Origin of the sequence: Sulfitobacter sp. S223, assembly GCF_025143825.1 — a bacterium.
In the GTDB taxonomy this organism is placed as follows: Bacteria; Pseudomonadota; Alphaproteobacteria; order Rhodobacterales; family Rhodobacteraceae; genus Sulfitobacter.
This window is the reverse complement of the sequence record NZ_CP083560.1, coordinates 2910678-2929622: the sequence shown is the minus strand read 5'-3', so window position 1 is coordinate 2929622 and position 18945 is coordinate 2910678. Positions and strand designations below refer to the sequence as shown.

General features: G+C 51.8%; 16 protein-coding genes and 1 tRNA gene. 9 read left to right on the top strand and 8 right to left on the bottom strand.

Going from position 1 to position 18945, the window contains the following annotated elements; all coding sequences use genetic code 11:
• The first annotated feature begins 2 nt into the window (after positions 1 to 2).
• From K3757_RS14000 to dsr1, 5 genes are all read left to right on the top strand, one after another.
• Entirely contained in the window at positions 3 to 581 is a 579-nt protein-coding gene (locus tag K3757_RS14000; protein WP_259996370.1) for a nucleoside triphosphate pyrophosphatase, read from the top strand.
• Positions 578 to 1603, top strand: coding sequence for a ribonuclease E/G (locus tag K3757_RS13995; RefSeq protein WP_259996368.1), 1026 nt, complete (start codon positions 578 to 580; stop codon positions 1601 to 1603). Before K3757_RS14000 ends, K3757_RS13995 begins: the two co-directional genes overlap by 4 nt.
• The gene (locus tag K3757_RS13990; RefSeq protein ID WP_259996367.1) at positions 1600 to 1785 is read left to right on the top strand and encodes a DNA gyrase inhibitor YacG; all 186 of its coding nucleotides are present in this window, start codon (positions 1600 to 1602) and stop codon (positions 1783 to 1785) included. Before K3757_RS13995 ends, K3757_RS13990 begins: the two co-directional genes overlap by 4 nt.
• 101 nt (positions 1786 to 1886) lie before the next feature.
• Positions 1887 to 1961: transfer RNA gene (locus K3757_RS13985), tRNA-Phe, on the top strand.
• Between the two features lie 274 nt (positions 1962 to 2235).
• Positions 2236 to 5973 carry an anti-phage defense-associated sirtuin Dsr1 gene (dsr1, locus tag K3757_RS13980; RefSeq protein ID WP_259996366.1) on the top strand — a complete coding sequence of 1246 codons (3738 nt, stop codon included), beginning with the start codon at positions 2236 to 2238 and terminating at the stop codon, positions 5971 to 5973.
• A 111-nt stretch (positions 5974 to 6084) separates the two neighbouring features.
• On the opposite strand, the gene K3757_RS13975 is transcribed toward dsr1, so the two are convergent.
• Together K3757_RS13975 and K3757_RS13970 are read right to left on the bottom strand one after the other, a co-directional pair.
• A complete protein-coding gene (locus tag K3757_RS13975; protein ID WP_259996365.1) occupies positions 6085 to 6288 on the bottom strand; it encodes a hypothetical protein in 204 nt (67 codons plus the stop codon).
• A 153-nt stretch (positions 6289 to 6441) separates the two neighbouring features.
• Positions 6442 to 6939 (bottom strand): hypothetical protein, encoded by a 498-nt coding sequence (locus K3757_RS13970; protein ID WP_259996364.1) that lies wholly within the window; start codon positions 6937 to 6939, stop codon positions 6442 to 6444.
• Positions 6940 to 7309: 370 nt separating this feature from the next.
• Between K3757_RS13970 and K3757_RS13965 the strand changes: the two genes are divergently transcribed.
• Entirely contained in the window at positions 7310 to 7540 is a 231-nt protein-coding gene (locus K3757_RS13965) for a hypothetical protein (RefSeq protein WP_259996362.1), read from the top strand.
• Between the two features lie 517 nt (positions 7541 to 8057).
• Here K3757_RS13965 and K3757_RS13960 read toward each other — a convergent pair.
• The 6 genes from K3757_RS13960 to K3757_RS13935 all read right to left on the bottom strand — a co-directional run bounded on the left by K3757_RS13960 (position 8058) and on the right by K3757_RS13935 (position 12377).
• The gene (locus tag K3757_RS13960) at positions 8058 to 9038 is read right to left on the bottom strand and encodes a helicase RepA family protein (protein WP_259996361.1); all 981 of its coding nucleotides are present in this window, start codon (positions 9036 to 9038) and stop codon (positions 8058 to 8060) included.
• On the bottom strand, positions 9035 to 9985 hold the full coding sequence (locus K3757_RS13955) for a RepB family DNA primase (protein WP_259996360.1): 951 nt from the start codon (positions 9983 to 9985) through the stop codon (positions 9035 to 9037). Before K3757_RS13955 ends, K3757_RS13960 begins: the two co-directional genes overlap by 4 nt.
• A gap of 64 nt (positions 9986 to 10049) precedes the next feature.
• The gene (locus K3757_RS13950; RefSeq protein ID WP_259996359.1) at positions 10050 to 10247 is read right to left on the bottom strand and encodes a hypothetical protein; all 198 of its coding nucleotides are present in this window, start codon (positions 10245 to 10247) and stop codon (positions 10050 to 10052) included.
• A gap of 2 nt (positions 10248 to 10249) precedes the next feature.
• The gene (locus tag K3757_RS13945) at positions 10250 to 10477 is read right to left on the bottom strand and encodes an AlpA family transcriptional regulator (protein ID WP_259996358.1); all 228 of its coding nucleotides are present in this window, start codon (positions 10475 to 10477) and stop codon (positions 10250 to 10252) included.
• Between the two features lie 134 nt (positions 10478 to 10611).
• Positions 10612 to 11253: a hypothetical protein gene (locus K3757_RS13940; RefSeq protein WP_259996357.1), complete on the bottom strand. Its 642-nt coding sequence runs from the start codon at positions 11251 to 11253 to the stop codon at positions 10612 to 10614.
• Positions 11187 to 12377 carry a site-specific integrase gene (locus tag K3757_RS13935; RefSeq protein ID WP_259996356.1) on the bottom strand — a complete coding sequence of 397 codons (1191 nt, stop codon included), beginning with the start codon at positions 12375 to 12377 and terminating at the stop codon, positions 11187 to 11189. The genes K3757_RS13940 and K3757_RS13935 overlap by 67 nt, the downstream gene beginning before the upstream one ends.
• 268 nt (positions 12378 to 12645) lie before the next feature.
• On the opposite strand from K3757_RS13935, the gene K3757_RS13930 reads away from it, so the two are divergent.
• From K3757_RS13930 to K3757_RS13920, 3 genes are all read left to right on the top strand, one after another.
• Positions 12646 to 17001, top strand: coding sequence for a hypothetical protein (locus K3757_RS13930; RefSeq protein WP_259996355.1), 4356 nt, complete (start codon positions 12646 to 12648; stop codon positions 16999 to 17001).
• 281 nt (positions 17002 to 17282) lie between these two features.
• Positions 17283 to 18392 carry a DUF6538 domain-containing protein gene (locus tag K3757_RS13925; protein ID WP_259996354.1) on the top strand — a complete coding sequence of 370 codons (1110 nt, stop codon included), beginning with the start codon at positions 17283 to 17285 and terminating at the stop codon, positions 18390 to 18392.
• Positions 18393 to 18526: 134 nt separating this feature from the next.
• A complete protein-coding gene (locus K3757_RS13920; protein WP_259996353.1) occupies positions 18527 to 18919 on the top strand; it encodes a hypothetical protein in 393 nt (130 codons plus the stop codon).
• Positions 18920 to 18945 lie beyond the last annotated feature (26 nt).

Here is an 18945-nt window from a genome sequence, read left to right as displayed (position 1 = left end):
CTATGAAATTTATCCTCGGATCAGGATCACCACGCCGCAAGGAATTGCTGGCGCAAATCGGCGTTGTCGCCGATGATATCCGTGCACCCGATATTGATGAAACCCCGTACAAGGCAGAACTGCCACGCCCTTACTGCGCGCGCATGGCGCGCGAGAAGGTAGCCGCAGTTGTCGCAGACGCCGATGATATCGTGCTTTGCGCAGATACTACTGTCGCTTTGGGGCGCCGGATCTTGGGTAAGCCCGCTGATCGTGCAGAGGCAGAGACGTTTCTGCGCGCGCTCTCTGGGCGACGTCATAAGGTTATCACTGCCGTTGCCATCAAACGCGGCGAACGCCTGTGGGAACGTGATGTGGTCAGCACTGTCCGGATGAAGAATCTGGATACGCAGGAATTACGCACTTACCTCGATTCCGGTGATTGGGAAGGCAAAGCAGGCGGTTATGGCATTCAGGGGCCTGCCGGCGTTCTGATTCCGTGGATCTCCGGCTCATTTACAGGCATTGTCGGTCTTCCTTTGGCCGAAACTGCAAATCTGCTGCGCGCGGCAGGCTACCCACTATATGGAGAAGGCTCATGAAAGGCCGCACTATCATTCTGGACCATCTCGGCGATGTCGAAGCTGCCGCGCTGATGGTGGACGGACATCTGGACGATTTGCTGGTGGATACGCCCGATGCCCCCCGTGTTGGCACCATCTATCGGGCCATCGCGGATCGACCTGTAAAAGGGCAGGGTGGTATGTTTCTGAAAAGCCCCGATGGTTCTGCCTTTTTGCGCCAGATCAAAGGGCTCGCACCAGGGCAGCCCATCCTTGTTCAGGTCACTGGTTTTGCCGAAGAAGGTAAGGCGATCCCTGTAACGTCCAAGCTGCTGTTCAAAAGCCGCTACGCGATCATTACGCCCGAGGCCCCCGGCTTGAACATCTCGCGCGCGATCCGCGATGAGCCAGAGCGTGACCGTCTGCTGGAAATTGCGCATGAGGCGATGGATGGCGCGGAATACGGTTTGATTCTGCGCTCTTGTTGTTCTGGTGCCGACGGGGAAGCCATTACCGAAGATATCGAGGCGATGCTGAATTTGGCGCATGCCGTGCTGTCGGATACCAGCACTGATATGGAAACGTTGGCCGAAGGCGACGGTCCGCATGTGCTGGCATGGCGGGACTGGGTAGAACCCGCCGAAATCGTCACAAACGAAGGCGGATTTGAAGAACATGGCGTTCTGGATGCCCTTGATGGTCTGATGGAAGATATGGCGCCGCTATCTGGCGGTGCATCAATGTATATTGAGCCGACACGCGCGCTGGTGGCGGTGGATGTAAACACCGGAAGCGATGTCTCTCTTGCTGCTGGTATCAAAGCCAATATGGCCTGCGCGCGCGCGTTGCCGCGTGCCTTGCGCCTTCGCGGCCTTGGGGGGCAGATTGTGCTGGATTTGGCGCCCATGCCAAAGAAAGACCGTCGGCCCTTTGAGACCGCTCTGCGCGCTGCGTTTCGAACCGACGACGTTGAAACGGCTTTGGTCGGCTGGACGCCGTTGGGACATTATGAGCTGCAGCGCAAACGCGCCCGCGCTCCGTTGACAGAGGTCCTTGCATGAGCTGCCCGATCTGTTCTGGCGAGACAGATAAGAAGTATCGTCCTTTTTGTTCGCGCCGCTGCGCGGATATCGATCTTGCGAAGTGGTTTTCAGGTGCTTACGCATCGCCGTCGCAAGACCCTGAAGATATTGAAAAGGCTATTGAGGCTGTCGAAAATGAGGCGTTAAAAAAGCCCCATTAGCCTCCATACACATCTTGTTGCGCTCAGACGCAAAATTGGGCTGGACACCCGTGCCGTGAAACCCTAGAACGCGCTCACCCGACCAGTTTACTGGTCCCGGTGCCCGGGTAGCTCAGGGGTAGAGCAGTGGATTGAAAATCCTCGTGTCGGTGGTTCGATTCCGCCCCTGGGCACCATTTTTACATAGCAATAACAAATACTTGCGGCCTTGGTGCAGTGTTTATCCCACAGAGCGATCTGGGTTTGGGTGTCGTATGGGTGCACACTAGCCACTCAATAAACCTCATGCGTCACTTTCAGCTCGAAACCGGTGATTGAGGCGTTCTGATTAAATCCATCCGTTGGAGTTTTCATGATTGAAAGCGATGCACGCTTTGGTTGTTGTGATGCAATCATGTAGCATTTAGCGTTGCTGAGAATACTTCTCGACTATTTCATGATGAGTTTACAATGCAATACATTGCCAATGGCCCAGATATCCCTGAAGCACTTCTGGAAGCCCACGAAGACGGAAACGTCGTGTTCTTTTGCGGTGCTGGAATATCTTATCCAGCAAAGCTGCCAACCTTCTACGGTTTGGTAAAAGCTGTTTACGACGAACTTGGGGAGGCGCACGATAGCGCCGAGGCCGAAGCACTAAAGGCGTACAAGTATGATACGACCCTTGGCTTACTGGAACGAAGGCTGCCTAACGGGCGTTTGAGAGTGCGTGAAGCTATTGCTAACGCCCTTCGACCAAATTTAGCTGGGAAGAAATCAACGCAGACACATGAGGCGCTCCTTCGACTTAGCAAGACACGCTCCGGTGCAACGCGGCTCATCACAACGAACTTTGACCGGGTGTTTGAGGAAGTCATAAAGACGAAAAAGATCCATACACCATCCCATGCGGCCCCGTTGCTACCGGTTCCAAAGAGCAGGTTGGACGGGTTGATTTACCTGCATGGTCTTTTAGACGGAACGGGCTCCGAAGCGAACCTAAATAGTCTCGTTGCCACAAGTGGCGATTTTGGCTTGGCTTACCTCATTGAGAGATGGGCTGCGCGCTTTGTGTCTGAACTATTTCGCAACTATACGGTCTGCTTCGTTGGGTACAGCATCAACGATCCCATTCTCCGATACATGATGGACGCTTTGGCAGCCGATAGCATGATGGGTGAAAATACCCGGGTCGCATATGCGTTTGGAAACTATACACCAAGCAAAAAGGATCAAACCGAATCCGAGTGGGCAACCAAAAACGTAGTTCCCATACTCTATAAAAACCACAGCCATCACTTTTATCTGCACGAAACGCTCCATGCATGGGCCAACAGCTATCGAGATGGCATCAATGGCAAGTCGGCTATTGTGGCGCGTCATGCACACCACAAACCAAGTGGAAGCACAGTGCAGGATGATTTCGTGAAGCGGATGGTTTGGGCGCTAAGCGATCCAACAGGTCTACCCGCGAAGCATTTTTCACAACTCGATCCTGTCCCACCGATCGATTGGTTAGAGGAGTTTTCCAAACGGAGATTTGGCATTGATGATCTCCCGCGATTTGGTGTGCCAAGGAGTGATCTCTTCAACACAAGCCATAACCCAGAGTTCAAATTCAGCCTTCTGTCCAGACCTTCGCCATCCTATTTAGCTCCTCCAATGTCGCTGGTTGATCCCAATGTTGGACGTGGACCGGATTGGGACAAGGCAATGGAAGCTCTAGCTAAGTGGTTGGCAAGGCATCTGGAACAACCCGAAGCCCTATTCTGGGTTATTGGGCAAGGTAGCAATCTAAGCCCCCGTTTCGAATGGCACCTTAAAAGAGCGTTGGAGGATGCAAACCACCTTAAACCGGCCATGCGAAAGCTTTGGGAATTTGTAGTTTCAGGGTACGCCCGATCACGCCACTACAATGGCGGTCTTTACGGGTGGGAAGATCGCTTCAAGAAACACGGGAATACACCGATTGTAAGGCAGGAATTCAAGGATGCACTGCGCCCCTCACTGAAGATATCACGTCCATACTCTTTCAGAACAGATCGTTCCGGTGATACTAGTGAAAGGATCTCTACGATTGCCAACGTCGACGTGGCGCTGGCATCCGATCACGTTCATTCAGCATATGAGCGCATTCTGAAAATCGAACAATTCGAAGGATTTCTAGCACATATCTTGACCGACATGTCGGAGCTGTTGTCAGAAACGCTCGGGCTTATGTGCGAAGCTGAGATTTCATCCGAGCTTGACGACTACAGCTACATTCAACTCCCGTCGATTTCAGACCATGATCAAAACAAGGATTACAACGACTGGACACTCTTGGTGACCCTGTGCCGCGACGCTTGGTTGGCGACCGCAGATCACAACAGCGAAAATGCGAAAGCGATGCTAACGATCTGGGCAAGTTCTAAGCATCCCGTATTTCGTAGGCTGGTCTTTTTTGCGTTGGCGCAGAGACCTGACCTAGTTTCGTTTGAGACATCGATGTCGTGGCTCTTGAATGACGGCGGACATTGGCTTTGGTCAACCTCCACAATGCGAGAGGTGATGCGCTTGCTGGTTGCATTCGGTCCAACTTTGACTGCTGATCACATGCAGAGGCTCCAAGGTGCGATAGTCGATGGACCTCCTAGATCGCGTTTCAGAGATGATATTGGCGATGATGAGTTTGAGCGTTTTTCAGATCGAATGCGCTGGTTGAGATTGAAAAAACTCCTTTCAAATGGGGGGACCGCTACAGGAAACGTAGACGCTTTCATGGCATCGGCGGAAGAGCGCTATCCTGAATGGCAATTGGCGCCTGATGACCGCGATGAATTCCCTATGTGGAGTTCCAATGGTGAAGAGCAACCGATCGAACTATCGCCCAAGAACATAAAGAGTCTGGTTGAATGGCTTCGAAACAACCCTTCATCTGAAGGTGTTCTCACTGGAGACAACTGGTCTGAGCGGTGTCGCGACGACTTTAGACGATCGTTCTTAGCCCTTAAAAAATTGGCAAGCGAAGGTGTGTGGGTCCCTCAACGATGGGCTGAGGCCTTGTACGCGTGGTCTGGTGACGAGCTTGTACGCCGTTCATGGAAACATGCTTCCTCAATTATTGTAAGCATGCCCGACGAACACTTCGTTGATGCTCTCCATGCGATTGCTTGGTGGGTAAGTCGGATATCAAAAAACGTTGGGGAGCATGAAGAGGCGTTCCTCGCGCTTGTTGATCGAATTATAGAAACCGGCACCAATACCGTCGAAGCTTCCGACGATTTTTCGCTCAACCACGCCATAAACCATCCAGTTGGCCATGCCGCAAGTTCACTCTTGAACTGGTGGTTCTCAATGAAACTGGAAGATGATCAAGGACTTCCGGATGAGCTGAAGTGTCGATTTGCAGAGATGTGCAATGCCGACAATCAGCCCCTTTGGATAGGCTCAGTTATTCTTGCGCAACAAATCATCCCATTACTGCGAGTGGATCCGGATTGGACCAAAGAGTATTTGATACCAGCGTTTGAATGGGACGCAGACGTTACAAAAGCCGCTGCGATGTGGGACAGTTTTTTGCATGCCCCGCGAATCTATCTACCACTACTTGAATTACTAAAATCGCCATTTTTAGCAGTTCCCGACTACATTGATGTTCTGGAAGAACAGTGCCTGAAGCAATACACGAGGTTCTTAACCCACATTGCCCTAGGCGAAGCTTCAGTTTTTAGCTCCACGGAGCTTAAGGACGTATTTTCAAAGCTTCCTGCCGAATACCTCAATACTGTCGCAGAGGCTTTGTTCCAAGCCTTGCAGGGAGCAGGAGATCAACAGGCTGAGTACCTGAAAAATCGGATCATTCCATTTATGAAAAGGTTTTGGCCTAGCAAACCGGAAGCACGAACACCGGAGACCTTCCGATATTTTGCACAAGTATGCGCTATTTCCTCAGGTGAGTTACCATCAGCTTTTGAGTGCTTTAAAAACCACTTGGGGCAAACAGATCACTTCGGATATCTCCTTCACTTACTTACTGAAGGAGGTGTCGCTTCGGACCATCCAAGTGAAGTCTTGCATATTTTGAACGCCACCATTCCTCAACAGGTCCCGTATTTGCACGATGATCTGGAGCCGCTGTTAAACGCAATTCGGCTAGCTAGTCCGGACCTCATAGAAAGCCCGCAATTCGATCGGCTGTCGATCCTTTCGCAACAGCACCAAAATTAGCAAGTAATGGCTTCAAAAAGTGGGTGGCCCCGAAGGCGGACCATCGCCCATGGTTACGCTCCGCTGCTAAAGTGGATATCAGGTATTGGTCACCATGCAGGTAGTTGGTCTCTACTTTGTGCTTAGCATTTGCCTCGCTTCAGCAAGGCTCCTCGAACCTTTTACCCATTGCCACGGTGTGCGTGGCCTACGTGCTTTCGCGAGTTCAGGGTTCGCCTTTGCGTCGCCAACGGCAGCACGTAGCTTCTCGCGGGCCTCGCGCGGGTTTATCTTGAGTTCTTCGCAAAGGGCTTTCAGTGTGATGATGTCGGGCATGTCGCTCTCCTAGGTTTCTGATGCAGATGGATAAGACGAGGTCGCCTGCATGTCAGGGACAACCCCACAACAAATCCCTAGAGCGTACGGCATTAAACGCGTGTGACAATTGGTAGTTTTGGAGAGCCTTTGAAGACCCGCTTTGTGACGCTTTTAAACTGACACAGAAATGTTGATTTTGTCTGGCGTGGTTCTAAAATGAACGGCCAAACGCCGCTTTGCTTCATCTGGTGTTATCGCTTGCAGCTCAATGTTGTAGCGGTACGCTTCGAAGCGTGTTCCAAGGCCCGACAATGACCAAGTTGTGTTGCTACGGTTTTCTGGATCTTCATCCATCCACTTGCGTTGGTGAGTGCGGAATTCATCTTCAACAGTTCCTATCGGAACTAGGTATGCAGATAGACTTCCAACGGCACCAGTGACTGCTAGGACGTGATCCACATCATCCGCAAACCCACTTATCACGGCGTCTTCTGGGTTAGGTACATCTGTTTTGACCATAATATTGTCGTTCAAACTGGTCTTGAGCATCGCTCGCTTCCCATCGGCAAGCTGGATTACCCAGCGCTGCCCGTTCCCAATTCGGGTGGCTCCCGACAGCATGGCAAGAATAGCGTGTTTACGTTCGGTTGCGGTGTATGTGACAGCCATTATCTGTATTCCTCGGTAAATATAACGTATACGTGGCTAGGTATGAGTAGGTAGTCAACGCTAAATGGCTATGTGCTTGCTGTAATTCATGTCTAAAATGTGAGCGATGGCTTGTGAATTAGGGGAAGCCGTTCAAAAGACCCACAACAAATCCCCGAAACATACGGCGTTAAGCGCGCGTGGCCGCGTTACATTGAGCCAGAAGGCCTCGTGGACGTGACGAACAACGTGTTGCGACGGAAGCGCCGCTGACGCCAGTGTTGGCCCCTGTGCGCCGCGCAGACGTTCAATGATCTAGGAATTACCCTGACGCCCATCACTGCTCGATCTTATTGCGCTGTTGCAGCCGCAATCAGAAAAGGAGACCACAATGGTCATTCGGGCAACATGGAAATTTAACGGGCAGGAGAAAGTCATACTCGGAAACTGGCACCGATTATGGTGTCTGCTATTCGGTCCTCTGTACTATCTGTTCAAGGGGATGTTCCTGAGGTCGATCTTGTCGTTGATCACAGCCAACGGCTTGTGGATTGGCTTCCCGCTTTACAACCGTGCCATCGTGCTGCGTCACTTCCACCGCAAAGGCTGGGAGCAAAACTGATGTCACAAGCGCGTAAACACAGGGCACCGATCCACCCAAGCAACACCCAAAGCTGCGATGGGGGATTGACGTCTATAAGTGCCAACACCGCATGGCCCATTCATGTGATCGAACAGCTTCCCAAACGGCGCGATGGACGTTCTAGCCAGTGAGTAGACCCACCCACGCGGCACCCAAATCAGTGATGGTCGATTGTCGTAAATGCGGACCCATTGAAAAGACTGAGATATTTGGCTCTGCTGCACCTCCAACAGCCTGATCAATAGTCCGCGTGTCGGTCTCGAGTGCATCTGGCCGCACCTACGGAGGCGAAGGCAACAGGTGACCACAGGGGGATGGGGGGAGTTGTTTTTTTATTGGCGCTAGCCCTGTAGACGGACAAGTGGTCATATCGACTGCCGAGATTTTCGGTCTCTAGCCGAGTGGCGCATTTGCCTGAGGTCGATCACTTCGATCACATCATCACATTCGAGTCGCCAAAGTGATTTTGTGATCAAAGTGATCGCACATGCTCGGTTCACGGCAATTGATACTTACCGCGCCTTGGCTTTTTGACTTCGCCGTTGGTCGCCATGCTTAAGAGCAGTTGGCGCACATTCTCCTGTTGCCACTTTAGCGCCTCGGCGATTTCTTTCGGTCCCATCGGCTTTCCAGCATTTCGGAGCAAGTCGATAATTGACCTGCGTTCACTCGAAATCCTCACGGTGTCGGTATCGCCCAAAATTCGCCAAAGACCATCGTCGAGTTCCACAGCGACGTCGATGTTTTCCATCTCGCGACCTCGCCCATACAGCGTGGCACCATCGGCTTTCCGATCAAGGACGAGTACGTTGTCTACCGACCCGGTCAATCCTGTGGTTCCCGACACCATATCCAAGGGATCGTCGCCACTCATCTTGCGAAGATGGTGAATGACGATGATCGCGATGCCATGCTCGCCAGCAAGTCTTTGAAGAGGTGACAAGGCTGCATAGTCGGCCTCGTACTCATTTTTGCCTTTCACCTTTGGCCGAACGCAAACCAGCGTGTCGATGATGATCAAGCTCGGGCGATGCTCTTCGATGAAATCTTCAAGCTGTTCGAGACCCCCATCGTCCAGCTTGTTCAGCCGTATCGAAAAATGAAAATTCTCGGGCCAAGAGGTCTGATCACCGTAGTTCTTGATCATTCGCCTTCGTAGACGTCTAGGGTTGTCCTCAAGCGCGCAATAAAGCGTGGCACCCTTCTTGCAGGCCCTGTCACAAAGCGCTTCACAGCCAATGGCCACCGACATCGCCAAATCCAGCGCCATCCATGACTTGCCCATCTTGGGTTTGCCAGCCAACAGCGTCAGGCCTTCGGTGATCAGCCCCTCAACCACAAATTCGAGGGGTGGGAATTCCATGGCTTGTAGGTCGTTTGCTGTAAACGTTGTCAATTTGTTAGATGGTTTCGGCCGATCCGTCTTTTTTTTGGGAAATCGGGTTACGCGGAGTTTCGTTGAATTTCGACGGCTCATTGGGCGGCCTCCAGCTTCGAGACCACGCGCGTGACTTCAGCGTCCAGTCGATCAAGGTGGTACCCGTGTTTCTCGATGAAATAGGGGTTGTGCCAAAGGATGCACCCGATCTCGTCCGGTGACGCGCCCACTTCGTGCAAACAAGCGATAATGAGATGGATGCAGGACGAACGGTCCTTTTCTTTCACGCGTGTATGCCTGATCAGAGTACGCGCTTTCGCATGAAGCTGTTTCTGGTACTTCTCGAATACCCCCTTCGGATCATGTGCATCTGGGTTGACGAAATCACCAACCTCCATCGCACGGGCAATTTCCGGCAAGGGGGGACGGTCGCTGATCCTGTTCCAGTTGCGATGAACCAGCTGAACGAAAGGCTCGTCATACTGGGGTTTGTGGTTCACAGAGCCGGGAACGCGAAGCATCTTGGTGATTGTCCAGCCACTATCTCCATCATGGCGATCAGCGAGGGAACGCGAGTAGCTTTCTGCTTCTTCGCGGCAGTGCCAGCCGTCCCATAGCCAAGCGCCCTGAAAACGACCCGGTGATGTCTCCCAGACAAGGCTGGCTTCAGGCCGAAAGGCGTAAGGGTCAGCTTCATCGATATCACACCAGCCAAGTCGTGTTGGCCGCGCGAATTCTTTCTTCCTTCGGTCTTTGAAAAACGGGTTGGGACAGAAGTACAGGTTGAAGTCCCACCGAGAATGCTGGTGAAAGAACCTGTTCAGGCCGACCGTGATGTTGTCGCCGTGGACGACATGCTCTCGCCATTTCTTGCCGTCGGGGTCCGAGGTCGCGAGAAAGAAGCAGCTATCACAAGGCGCTCCTTTCCAGATGCTTTCCAGAAAGCCTACCATGCTTTGGTGGATATTGCAGTCGTCTTCATAGTCCTTGAATGCGTAGGGGTGTCCCTTGCGAGGGCGAGCGGTATGGTTCACGCGATTTCGCATGTTGTGTCCTTTCGAAATTTACGGGGAAGACGGGGCGCTAGTCGCCCCATCTCATTTTTCTGTGCTAGTCGAGCTTGGGGGGCAGGCGATCAATATTGACCAACAACCATTCCAACACCTCTTGGGCGATCCAAACACGGGGTTCGACCTGCTTTGGGAAGCGCCCACGGTTTTCTAGATCGACTAAATCTTCGTAGCTGTGGTGGATGCCGAGCTTTTTCAGGCCCTCATAGGAGAAGCCAAACATAATAGGTTTTCTCATGATCAGCTCGCATCCGCATAATGCCAAGTGTCACGTTCAACGGCGCGCTCAGCGAGCCACTGTTCGATCTCATTCAGCAACCAAGCGACACTGGTGCCAGCGAGGCGTACCCGGCGAGGGAAACGCCCACGGGCCTCCCAGCGCAAAAGCGTACTATTGCTTACGATGATGCCAAGGCGCTTAAGATCAGCGCGTGTAGCAAGGGCCTTTTGCCCGTTCGATATATCCATTGTCATTTTCCTTCTGCATTGTTGCGTTTGCGAAGGAGCGCTCCGACAAGACAGAAGATGGATCAGGTTGGATCATATTGCGAGCGAAGGTCCTGAAGCCCTCAACTCGATTTGGATTGGGATTTTCAAGCGGCTTACATGTTCGCCTGCATTGGCCCGTCAAGCTGCTCGTGTTGCCCTGTGGTTTCGAGAAAGATGCGACGTACGAAATCGGGTGTCGCACCTGTCGCGACTTTAATTTCTTTGTCCCAGTTCCCTCTTGATAGCTTGAGATTTGGGTAGCATTCACGCAGTTCGGACAAGCAAACGTGGACAATGTAATATCTAATCTCGTGAGTGTGCGTGACTTTGCCTGCCTTTTCGCCAGAGATTTCATCTGCAAATTCGGCCTGCAAGTGATTAGCCCTTCTCTTCAATTCAGCTAGGCTGGCGAGAAGCGTTTCGTTTGCAACTGGTTCGACATCGCCATATCGCTCCCAATGTGCAAACTGGGGCGCGTTCTCAACGGCTAGCGCCGCTTCAAGCGTCTCGATTGGTTTAATAATCTTTCGTTGAAGCCACGTTGAGCGCTGCGTCAGCGACATATCGAACGGCGCAAGCCGAAACCCATTTGGTGACGTCTCCACGCCACGGCGAACTTTCAGACATTCATCGCGCAATCGAGTCCAGAAATGGGAGAAGGTTTCATCATCTGGGATGTTTAATATCTCTAGGACGTCTCTTCTGCATTGGTCGTCGAAGGCTTCTGTGTAATCTTCATCAATTCGTTTGCCCATTGCTCCAATGCCTCACGCTTCTCGTTGAAATACGTGTAGCGATTGTAGGTTGCGCCGACGCCGGACACGACCCCTGATTTATGGTTGGTCACGGCGTCGATCACATGAGGTGCGACGCCGATCTTCGCCATTCCTGTGGACGCGGTGCGCCTGAAATCGTGAAAACGCCAGTCCGGCGTTCCATCAGGCATGGCCGCGTCGATGCGTTCTTTAAGTCGCCCGAAGCCAGATATTGCAGAACGCCCCGTCGTGGTGAACACAAAATCACTGTCGAGAAACCTGTGAAGGGATCGCAATATGTCCACGGCCTGTGGAGGTAGGGGAACGATGTGTAAACGGCCGTTTTTCACACGGTTCGCAGGAAGTTCCCAAATACCTTCATCGAGATTGAGTTCCGACCAGCGCATGGCGGCCACCTCCGTCCGTCGCTGCCCCGTCATCATCAGCAACTTGAGGAATGGCCCAAACGGGTAGCCCTCTTTTTCGCTATGCCGCCATATTGCACGAATTTCGTCGTCATTGAGCACGCGATCACGTGGAATCTCGGGCGTAGGTGGCCTGAGGAGAGCCACGGGCGACGTTTCAATGTCGCCACGCATAACATACCAGTTCATGAGTTTTTTGATCGCCGAGAGCGCCCGGTTAGCGCGTGTCGGCGTGCCGTTGGCGATGATGTCGTCCAACACCTTGCTCACATCCTGCCGTTTGATCTGGTCAATAGGCCGGTTCTTCAAGCCGTCGAACTTGTGCAAAACGCTCTGGGTGCGTTTCCAGTCTTTGTTGCGAGGTTTGGCGTAGAGCTCGATAAATTGTGGAATCGCCTCACCTAGAGTTGGCGCGGTTTCCACGGGAATGTCCGGCGTCTTGTCGAATTCACCCAACTCAACGTCACGCGCGATTTCCATCGCTTTTCGTCTTGCGTCGGCGAGCGAGACCACAGGATATGGGCCGATTTTGATACGCTTGCGCGATCCGTTCGGGCGCACCATCGTGTAGAACACTTTGGCACCTGTGGTCGACACACGCACGTGCAGGCCATTTGTTTTTTGATCGCGCACCTCGTACCGTTTGGTGGTCGCAGGAGGCAATGCGTCGAGTGATTTTGTTGTCAGCATCTGTGTCATACGAACACTGTAAGACACCCAGAATCCGCGTGTCAGGGTATGGTTAGGGGTAAGATGGAGGAAATTTTACAAGCTGCTACAAGTTGCGAAGTAATTGCCTTGCGATAAGCTCCACCTTTCTTGATGTTGCAATCATTGGGAGAACACCTGAGAGGATTCATTTGTGAACTCGAATTGACTTAGTTTTCCTCCCTCTCAGTCCGGATTTACCCTTTTAGAACGTGTGAAGTACCCAGAAAGCCGAGTAGTTATTGTGCAAAAAACAAAAATGAGCACCGCCGCCGAACCAGAATGGAAACAGGCAACTGATCTATTGTTGGAACGGCTAGTCAAACTAGACGCTGCTGGAGACAGTGGCTTTGAGGGACTTATGCGCGACATGTTGGTCGAGCTGACAAACATGCCCTTTAACCTTGCCAAATCAGGTCCCCAAGGCGGCTCCGATGTAAGGTCCGAGCCGTCGAATTTCTTCAATATTGGACTAGAGGCCAAACGGTACCGGAAGGGTACCAAGCTGCCAGTTGACCAATTAAAGGCAAAGATAACAGAAGCCGCTCGCGCCGATCAACCAATCGACTTGTGGATTTTGGCAGCATCTCGACCAATTTCAGTGACCGACCGTGAAGACCTTAGTGAATTGGCTAGCCAAGAAGGAATCAAGGTCTTGGTGTTAGACTGGACAGATATTGGAGCTATACCACCTGTTTTTGCTTTTGCTTTGGTTTCTTCTCCGAATGCTCTCAAAACACATCTGGGCGAAGATGCTGAGTTGACGCAAGCACTAAACACGCTGAGGAAAACGCCTAATTTTGACGTGCATGTGTCCAATCTCCGGGCCGATCTCGAAGCGGCTGATACTGGCTACGTCGCGGCTTCGAGAGCCGTCAAGCAATGGCTCATGGAGTCTCAGTCAAAGAGCCGGACGGCATTGGCTCGGCTAAAGGGCCATCATGACTTGAAGAGCGCCGGCACAAAGCTTGTAGAGCGTTCTGGGGTAGCCGAGGGATTGGACAATTGGTGGTCCAGCACTAGCCCTACTCATGTTCTACTTGGTGACGAAGGCACTGGTAAAAGCTGGGCAGCACTATCGTGGTGGAACAAGCTTGCAGGCGAACAAGTTGAACCACTAGCAATTTACCTGTCCGCAAAAGATGTGGGTAGCAACGATCCGATCCAACACATTGCAAATTGCTTGGCTCGATACACTGGCCTTAGAACCACTGAATTTTGGCTCCGACGGCTCGTTTTATGGGCGAAGTCAGACAAGGCGCTACCTATCTTGTTAATTTTGGACGGACTTAATCAGAACTTTAATAAGCGGGACTGGGTTGGATTTCTCCAACCTCTATTAGCTGACGAGTTAGATGGTCGATTTCGCGTCTTGATGACGTGTTGGCCCGACTGGTGGTCGTCAATGGGTGAACTGCTACACTTAGAGCCAGCGCCGACGTCGCAGAGTGTCGTCAACTTCAGCGATTTGGAGTTGGATGCTTTACTCAATCAACACGGCTTGGAACGAGCAAACTTTGGTTCTGACCTCATCGAAATGATGAAGGTTCCGCGTCTCTTTCACCTCGCCATTAAACATCGAATTGAGCTTGAGGGCAGCGGGGACGTGACCGCTGAACGTCTTGCATATGAAGACTGGAAACACCGGCTGAAGCTCGGAACTGCCCGAGCTGATTGGTCTGATATTGAGTTTCGAGATTTCTTGGCTGGTTTAGGGTCTGAACTGGGCGCGAATTTAGGTGCAACCACGTTGACGACAAGGGAACTTACCGAGCGTCTTGGCTGTGAGAGTGGGGCCGAGCAGTTGGACTTGAAAGCCACGATCCAAGACTTGGTAGCTGGACGCTGGCTTCAATCGACCACAACCCCACATCGATATCGAGTAAATCAAGATATGGTTCCATTTGTTCTGGGGGTTGCTCTGTCATCTCAGATGAGAGCCGTTGAAGGGATTGAAACTGCAAATGCCAAACTGGCAGATTTCATTGATCCTTACCGTGGGCAAAGCTTAGGTGTTGCGGTTATTCGGGCAGCTGTCACCGCGGCCTTAATTGACCCGAGTGTTGGGCGGGACGCCCGTAAAGCACTGCTGCTCCGTTGGCTGCAAGAACAGAACTTTCGGGTGGTTGATTTTGAAGCTTGGTGGCGGTTGATCGGAACAGATACCGAATTGTTTTGTTCACTAGTTGAAGAGCAATGGCTGCATCAAAGTGGCAGTTTCTCAGAGGACGAAGTCTTCATAAAAGGTTTTGCCAACGCATACGAACATGAAAAAGTTGCTCCAACAATATGTAACGCAGTCACACGTTGGCTTGGCCTAGTTTGGCCTGACCCCGATGAAGGGCAATTCCTAGGAAAGGTTGATCCAGATTCAGATCGTTCCAAGGAAAATCGGGCCAAGGTTCTTGAGAACCTGAACAGCTGGGCGCAGCAAAGAGATAAGTCAGACTGGCCGCAAATCCAACTGTTTGCAGAAGGCAATGTGAGTTGGCTTAGTCACCGTGTCTTCGGAATTCTGTCTTTCCTTCCTCGGATGCCTTTACGGAAAGCATATGAAGCATGGGCGATAAGCCGATCCATACTGGGTAGGCATAGGCACTTCGACGAGCTAGCTTGGGTACTTCGTCTCAACGGCGAAGATGAAGTTGCCGCCCGAGAAATGGTCTTCAGTATTGTTGATAGGCTTGAGATCCGCTCAAAAAGAGAAACAAGTCGCGCGGCGCAATGGTTGTTAGAAGCCCTAGGAGATAAAAGCAGCCTAGATCGTGCTGCTTCGATAGAGGCAAGCACAGCCGGTGATCAGGGTAAAGTGCCAATTGCTGCAAACCACAGCGCCCTGAGATCATTTTTCGACCCAAATAGCTCTGATGAATTGGGACCACTCAAGATTCCAAATGGTGCTGACTTGTGGCCTTTTTCGATGTCTCGTGGAAAGAGCGACTTGACGTTCGAAGAAGTGAAAGCACCACTGTGCCGAAATGATCCACCAAGTCTAGTATCAGTTCTTTCACAGTCGGTTGCGAGCGCAAGCGAACGAACTGACGAGCAGCTGACGGGACTTTCAAATCACATAAAAGAATTTGTTCTGGTGCTGAACGATGCGGAAAGAGCGGCACTAGCCAAGGAGCTACGTGACCGAGCAAGTAACAATGACGAAGTAACCGCAAAAGGATGGCTGCGTACTGCTGGCCTTCTCGACTTATGGGGGCAGACAGCGCTAGAGCAATTCAAAACACTTGAGAGCACGAAGTTCGATGCGGCGACCCTTGAGGGGATGCTTGAAGCCCTCTCAACAGCAACCGACGAAGAGGCCGCAAGCATCGCGTCTTTGTTGCCTGATGCCGTGGATGAGGAAGCCCAAAATGTTGTGCTGTATTTTCTGCTTGAGACCAACGCTCCCGAGGCTGCAAAGAACTGGCCACCACTAGAAACATTGGTCTTGCATAACAATGAAGTTATTCGCCATCGCGCTATACGGGTTGCGGCTACTGGCAAATCGGAAGCCGCCCTTGGTGCTTTCAATGCCAGTGGCTGGATAGCAAACGAGGATCAGTCGCGAGATGAGAAGGCCTATGGCTCGTTAGCATTGAGCTGCGCGGCCGACCTTTTCGATGATCCGGGTCTTTTGGATAGAGCTGATCCAGAGATCTGGGGCTGGCGGCTACAACATGCAGCCGACAAGGAAACTAGTCTCGACAAGTTCCATGATTTTCTCCGCGAACGTGTAGTTGGAGAAGACAGAAGAAAAACTCGAAGCTTCCCTAGAAACGCTTGGGATCATAAAGATGCCATCAGGAGCTTACTGACGAAGAGAAGTGCGGATTTTTTTGAGTGGTTTACTCCTTGGCTAGATGACCACCTCAAGCTTCCATGGGGCTCGCTTCATGAGACCTTCCCACTTCTCGACTTGGCACGTGTTCTCATCGAAACTGGGCATCCTGATGGAAGGAGACTTTGGGAAAGGTTGTTAAAGGCAGAGAAGACTGGGATACATAAGTTCCCCGATCTCCACTTCTTCCCGCTTTTTTCGCCGGACTTTTCAGCTGACACTTCGTTTCTGGCGTCGGTATCCGACTCCTTGATTACAGATGAAAAAATTCGAGATTTTGTCTGGTTCGCCTTCAAGGCCAATCGTGGAGAGTGGCTTGCCAATCTAATTCGAGAGGATGTGGTTGCAGGAAGTGCCTATCGGCAGGCACGCGGTTGGAAGTTACTTGGCTACACAGATGCTGAAGAATTGTTTTGCGGCTTGTGGGGAGAGCTTGATGCACACCGGCCAAACCGAGGTTGGTTACGAGATGTCGCAAACCGTGCCGAGGACGAATTTAACCACAATGTGTGGGCCCGACACTGGTACGAATTACACATAAAATCAAAGGATGCGATCTCCTCATACGCTAACTATCAATTGATGTCTGGATGCGTCGATGGCCGCGCTCGTCTTTGGATGAAAAACAACCCATTGAACACCGCTCCGTTAGGAGAAGTTGTCCGCTCCCACTGGATTTTGAATAGCGGGTCTTTGAACAATGACATCAAGGACAGGAAGAAGAACGAAAAGGAGCAGCTATTCGGAATGGTGACAATGCGGCAGACGCAAGCACCGTGGTACTAATGGCTTCATGTGTTTTCTTGGTGCTGGGTGTCATATGGGAGCCAAAATTGCTGAGCTAGAACGGCTAGACTTGCTAGGCTTTGAGGCAGTCTGCGGTTGGCAAGCCGTTGAAACCGTTTTCTAATTGCAACGGACTTGGTCACTTTGGCGAAGTATGCGCGGAAACCTAGGAAAATTGAAAATCCTCGTGTCGGTGGTTCGATTCCGCCCCTGGGCACCATTTTATCAGCTAACACCTTGGTAACACTCCAGCTTTTATTTCGAGCTAGGAGCCGTAGACCATGTCGGAGACCACTTCACCCAAGTTCACCTTCGTTAAAGACGGAGTTTTCTACTTCAGTCGTCGCATCCCAAAAGAGCTGCTTCGCCATTACTCGTCACCTCGGATTGCTTTTTCTTTGCGTACAAGGTCAGCAGGGGTTGCTGAGGCCAGAGCCAGAAAAGCAGCTGATCAACTGGATGACTATTGGTGTGTGCTGAGGTCAAAAGATGTCGGGCTGCCAGGGAAGCACATGTTAATGTGGGGAGATTCGACGTTGGATGTACTTGGGAGCGCCCCACCCGTTGTTTCGTCTTCATTTGTGCTTTTGTCAGAGGCCGTAGAACTCTATCTCCACCATAAGGGCAAGGGCCGTCCAATAACCTTTCGTAGGGCAGCTGAGAGAGCATGTAGCTATGTGATAGATGCCTGTGGCGACAAGCATCTCGACATCTACACCAAAGCTGATGCGAACGCTTTCCGTGATGCCCTGATCTCTCGCGGTCTTGCTGGAAGTAGTTTGACTCGTGTCTTTGGAACGGTGAGGGCTGTGATGAACTTTGCTGCCAGTGAACAAGGACTATCTCTGATTAATCCCTTTGCTGGTGTTTACTACGACCGGACAGCTGGGGTCTCTGGTCGCAACTCAGTCCCTAAAGAAGCCCTCGCAGTGATCCAGCGCAAATGCCGTGAGGCTGACGACGATCTTCGATGGTTGGTCGCGATGGTCTCGGATACAGGTATGCGCTTAGCTGAGGCCGCAGGTTTGACTAAAGACGACATCGTCCGGGAGGAGGGTGGGTCTTTCGTTGCTCGTGTCCGTCCACATCCTTGGCGTCGCCTCAAAACTAAGGGTAGCGAACGTGATGTTCCGCTTGAAGGAGAGGCGCGATGGGCTGCAGAACGAATTTTGAAGCAATCGTCTAGCTCCTTGTTCGCCTTTTCGCGCTACAACAACACAGATGCAATCGCGTGCGGGAAGCCTACTCAGAAGGCGGACCAGCAGCGCATTGCCTATGCGACTGAGGCTTCAGGCTCCGGCGCGTTCCATCGCTTTATGCGCGCCCTCGACGCGGCAAATCTTCAAGTGCGGAGGCGAACGAGGCCAGCGCTTTACCGCGCGTTGGCGTAGCTTGAAAATGACGGGCGTGTCATCCGGTCTGTATGCGGGCGCGTCCGGCTGGTGAGATCGCAAAGCATCGCATTGAACCAGACTTCACGAATTTCTGACTTGAAAGTGACAATGATCGGTTGCAAGAGTTTCGGATGAGCAACGCCATATATCCTTCGCAAATCAAAACGGCCCTACGGCCACTGGGTTTTATGCTTTTGATTTGCGTTATGATGTTTCAGTTTGTTGCTCCTGCGGTTGCAGCACCTGTCGCGGCTCCCACGACCGACCACCACATGATGATGGATCACAGCGATATGGTGCATTCCAGCGCTGTTGCGATGGACCACGATATGGATTCCATGGATGCGCACCATCAAGATGCCGCACATTGCATGGCCTTTATGTGCTGCTTTCACGAGAGCGCAGCACCTTTCAAGCTGATTGCATCGGATGTTTTGCTGCCCAGTGACAAAGGCATAGAACAAGCGATCATCCTGCCATCGCACTTGCGCATTTCAAAAGACCGCCCTCCACAACACATCTGATCGATTGCCGGTGCGCGCCCCACATT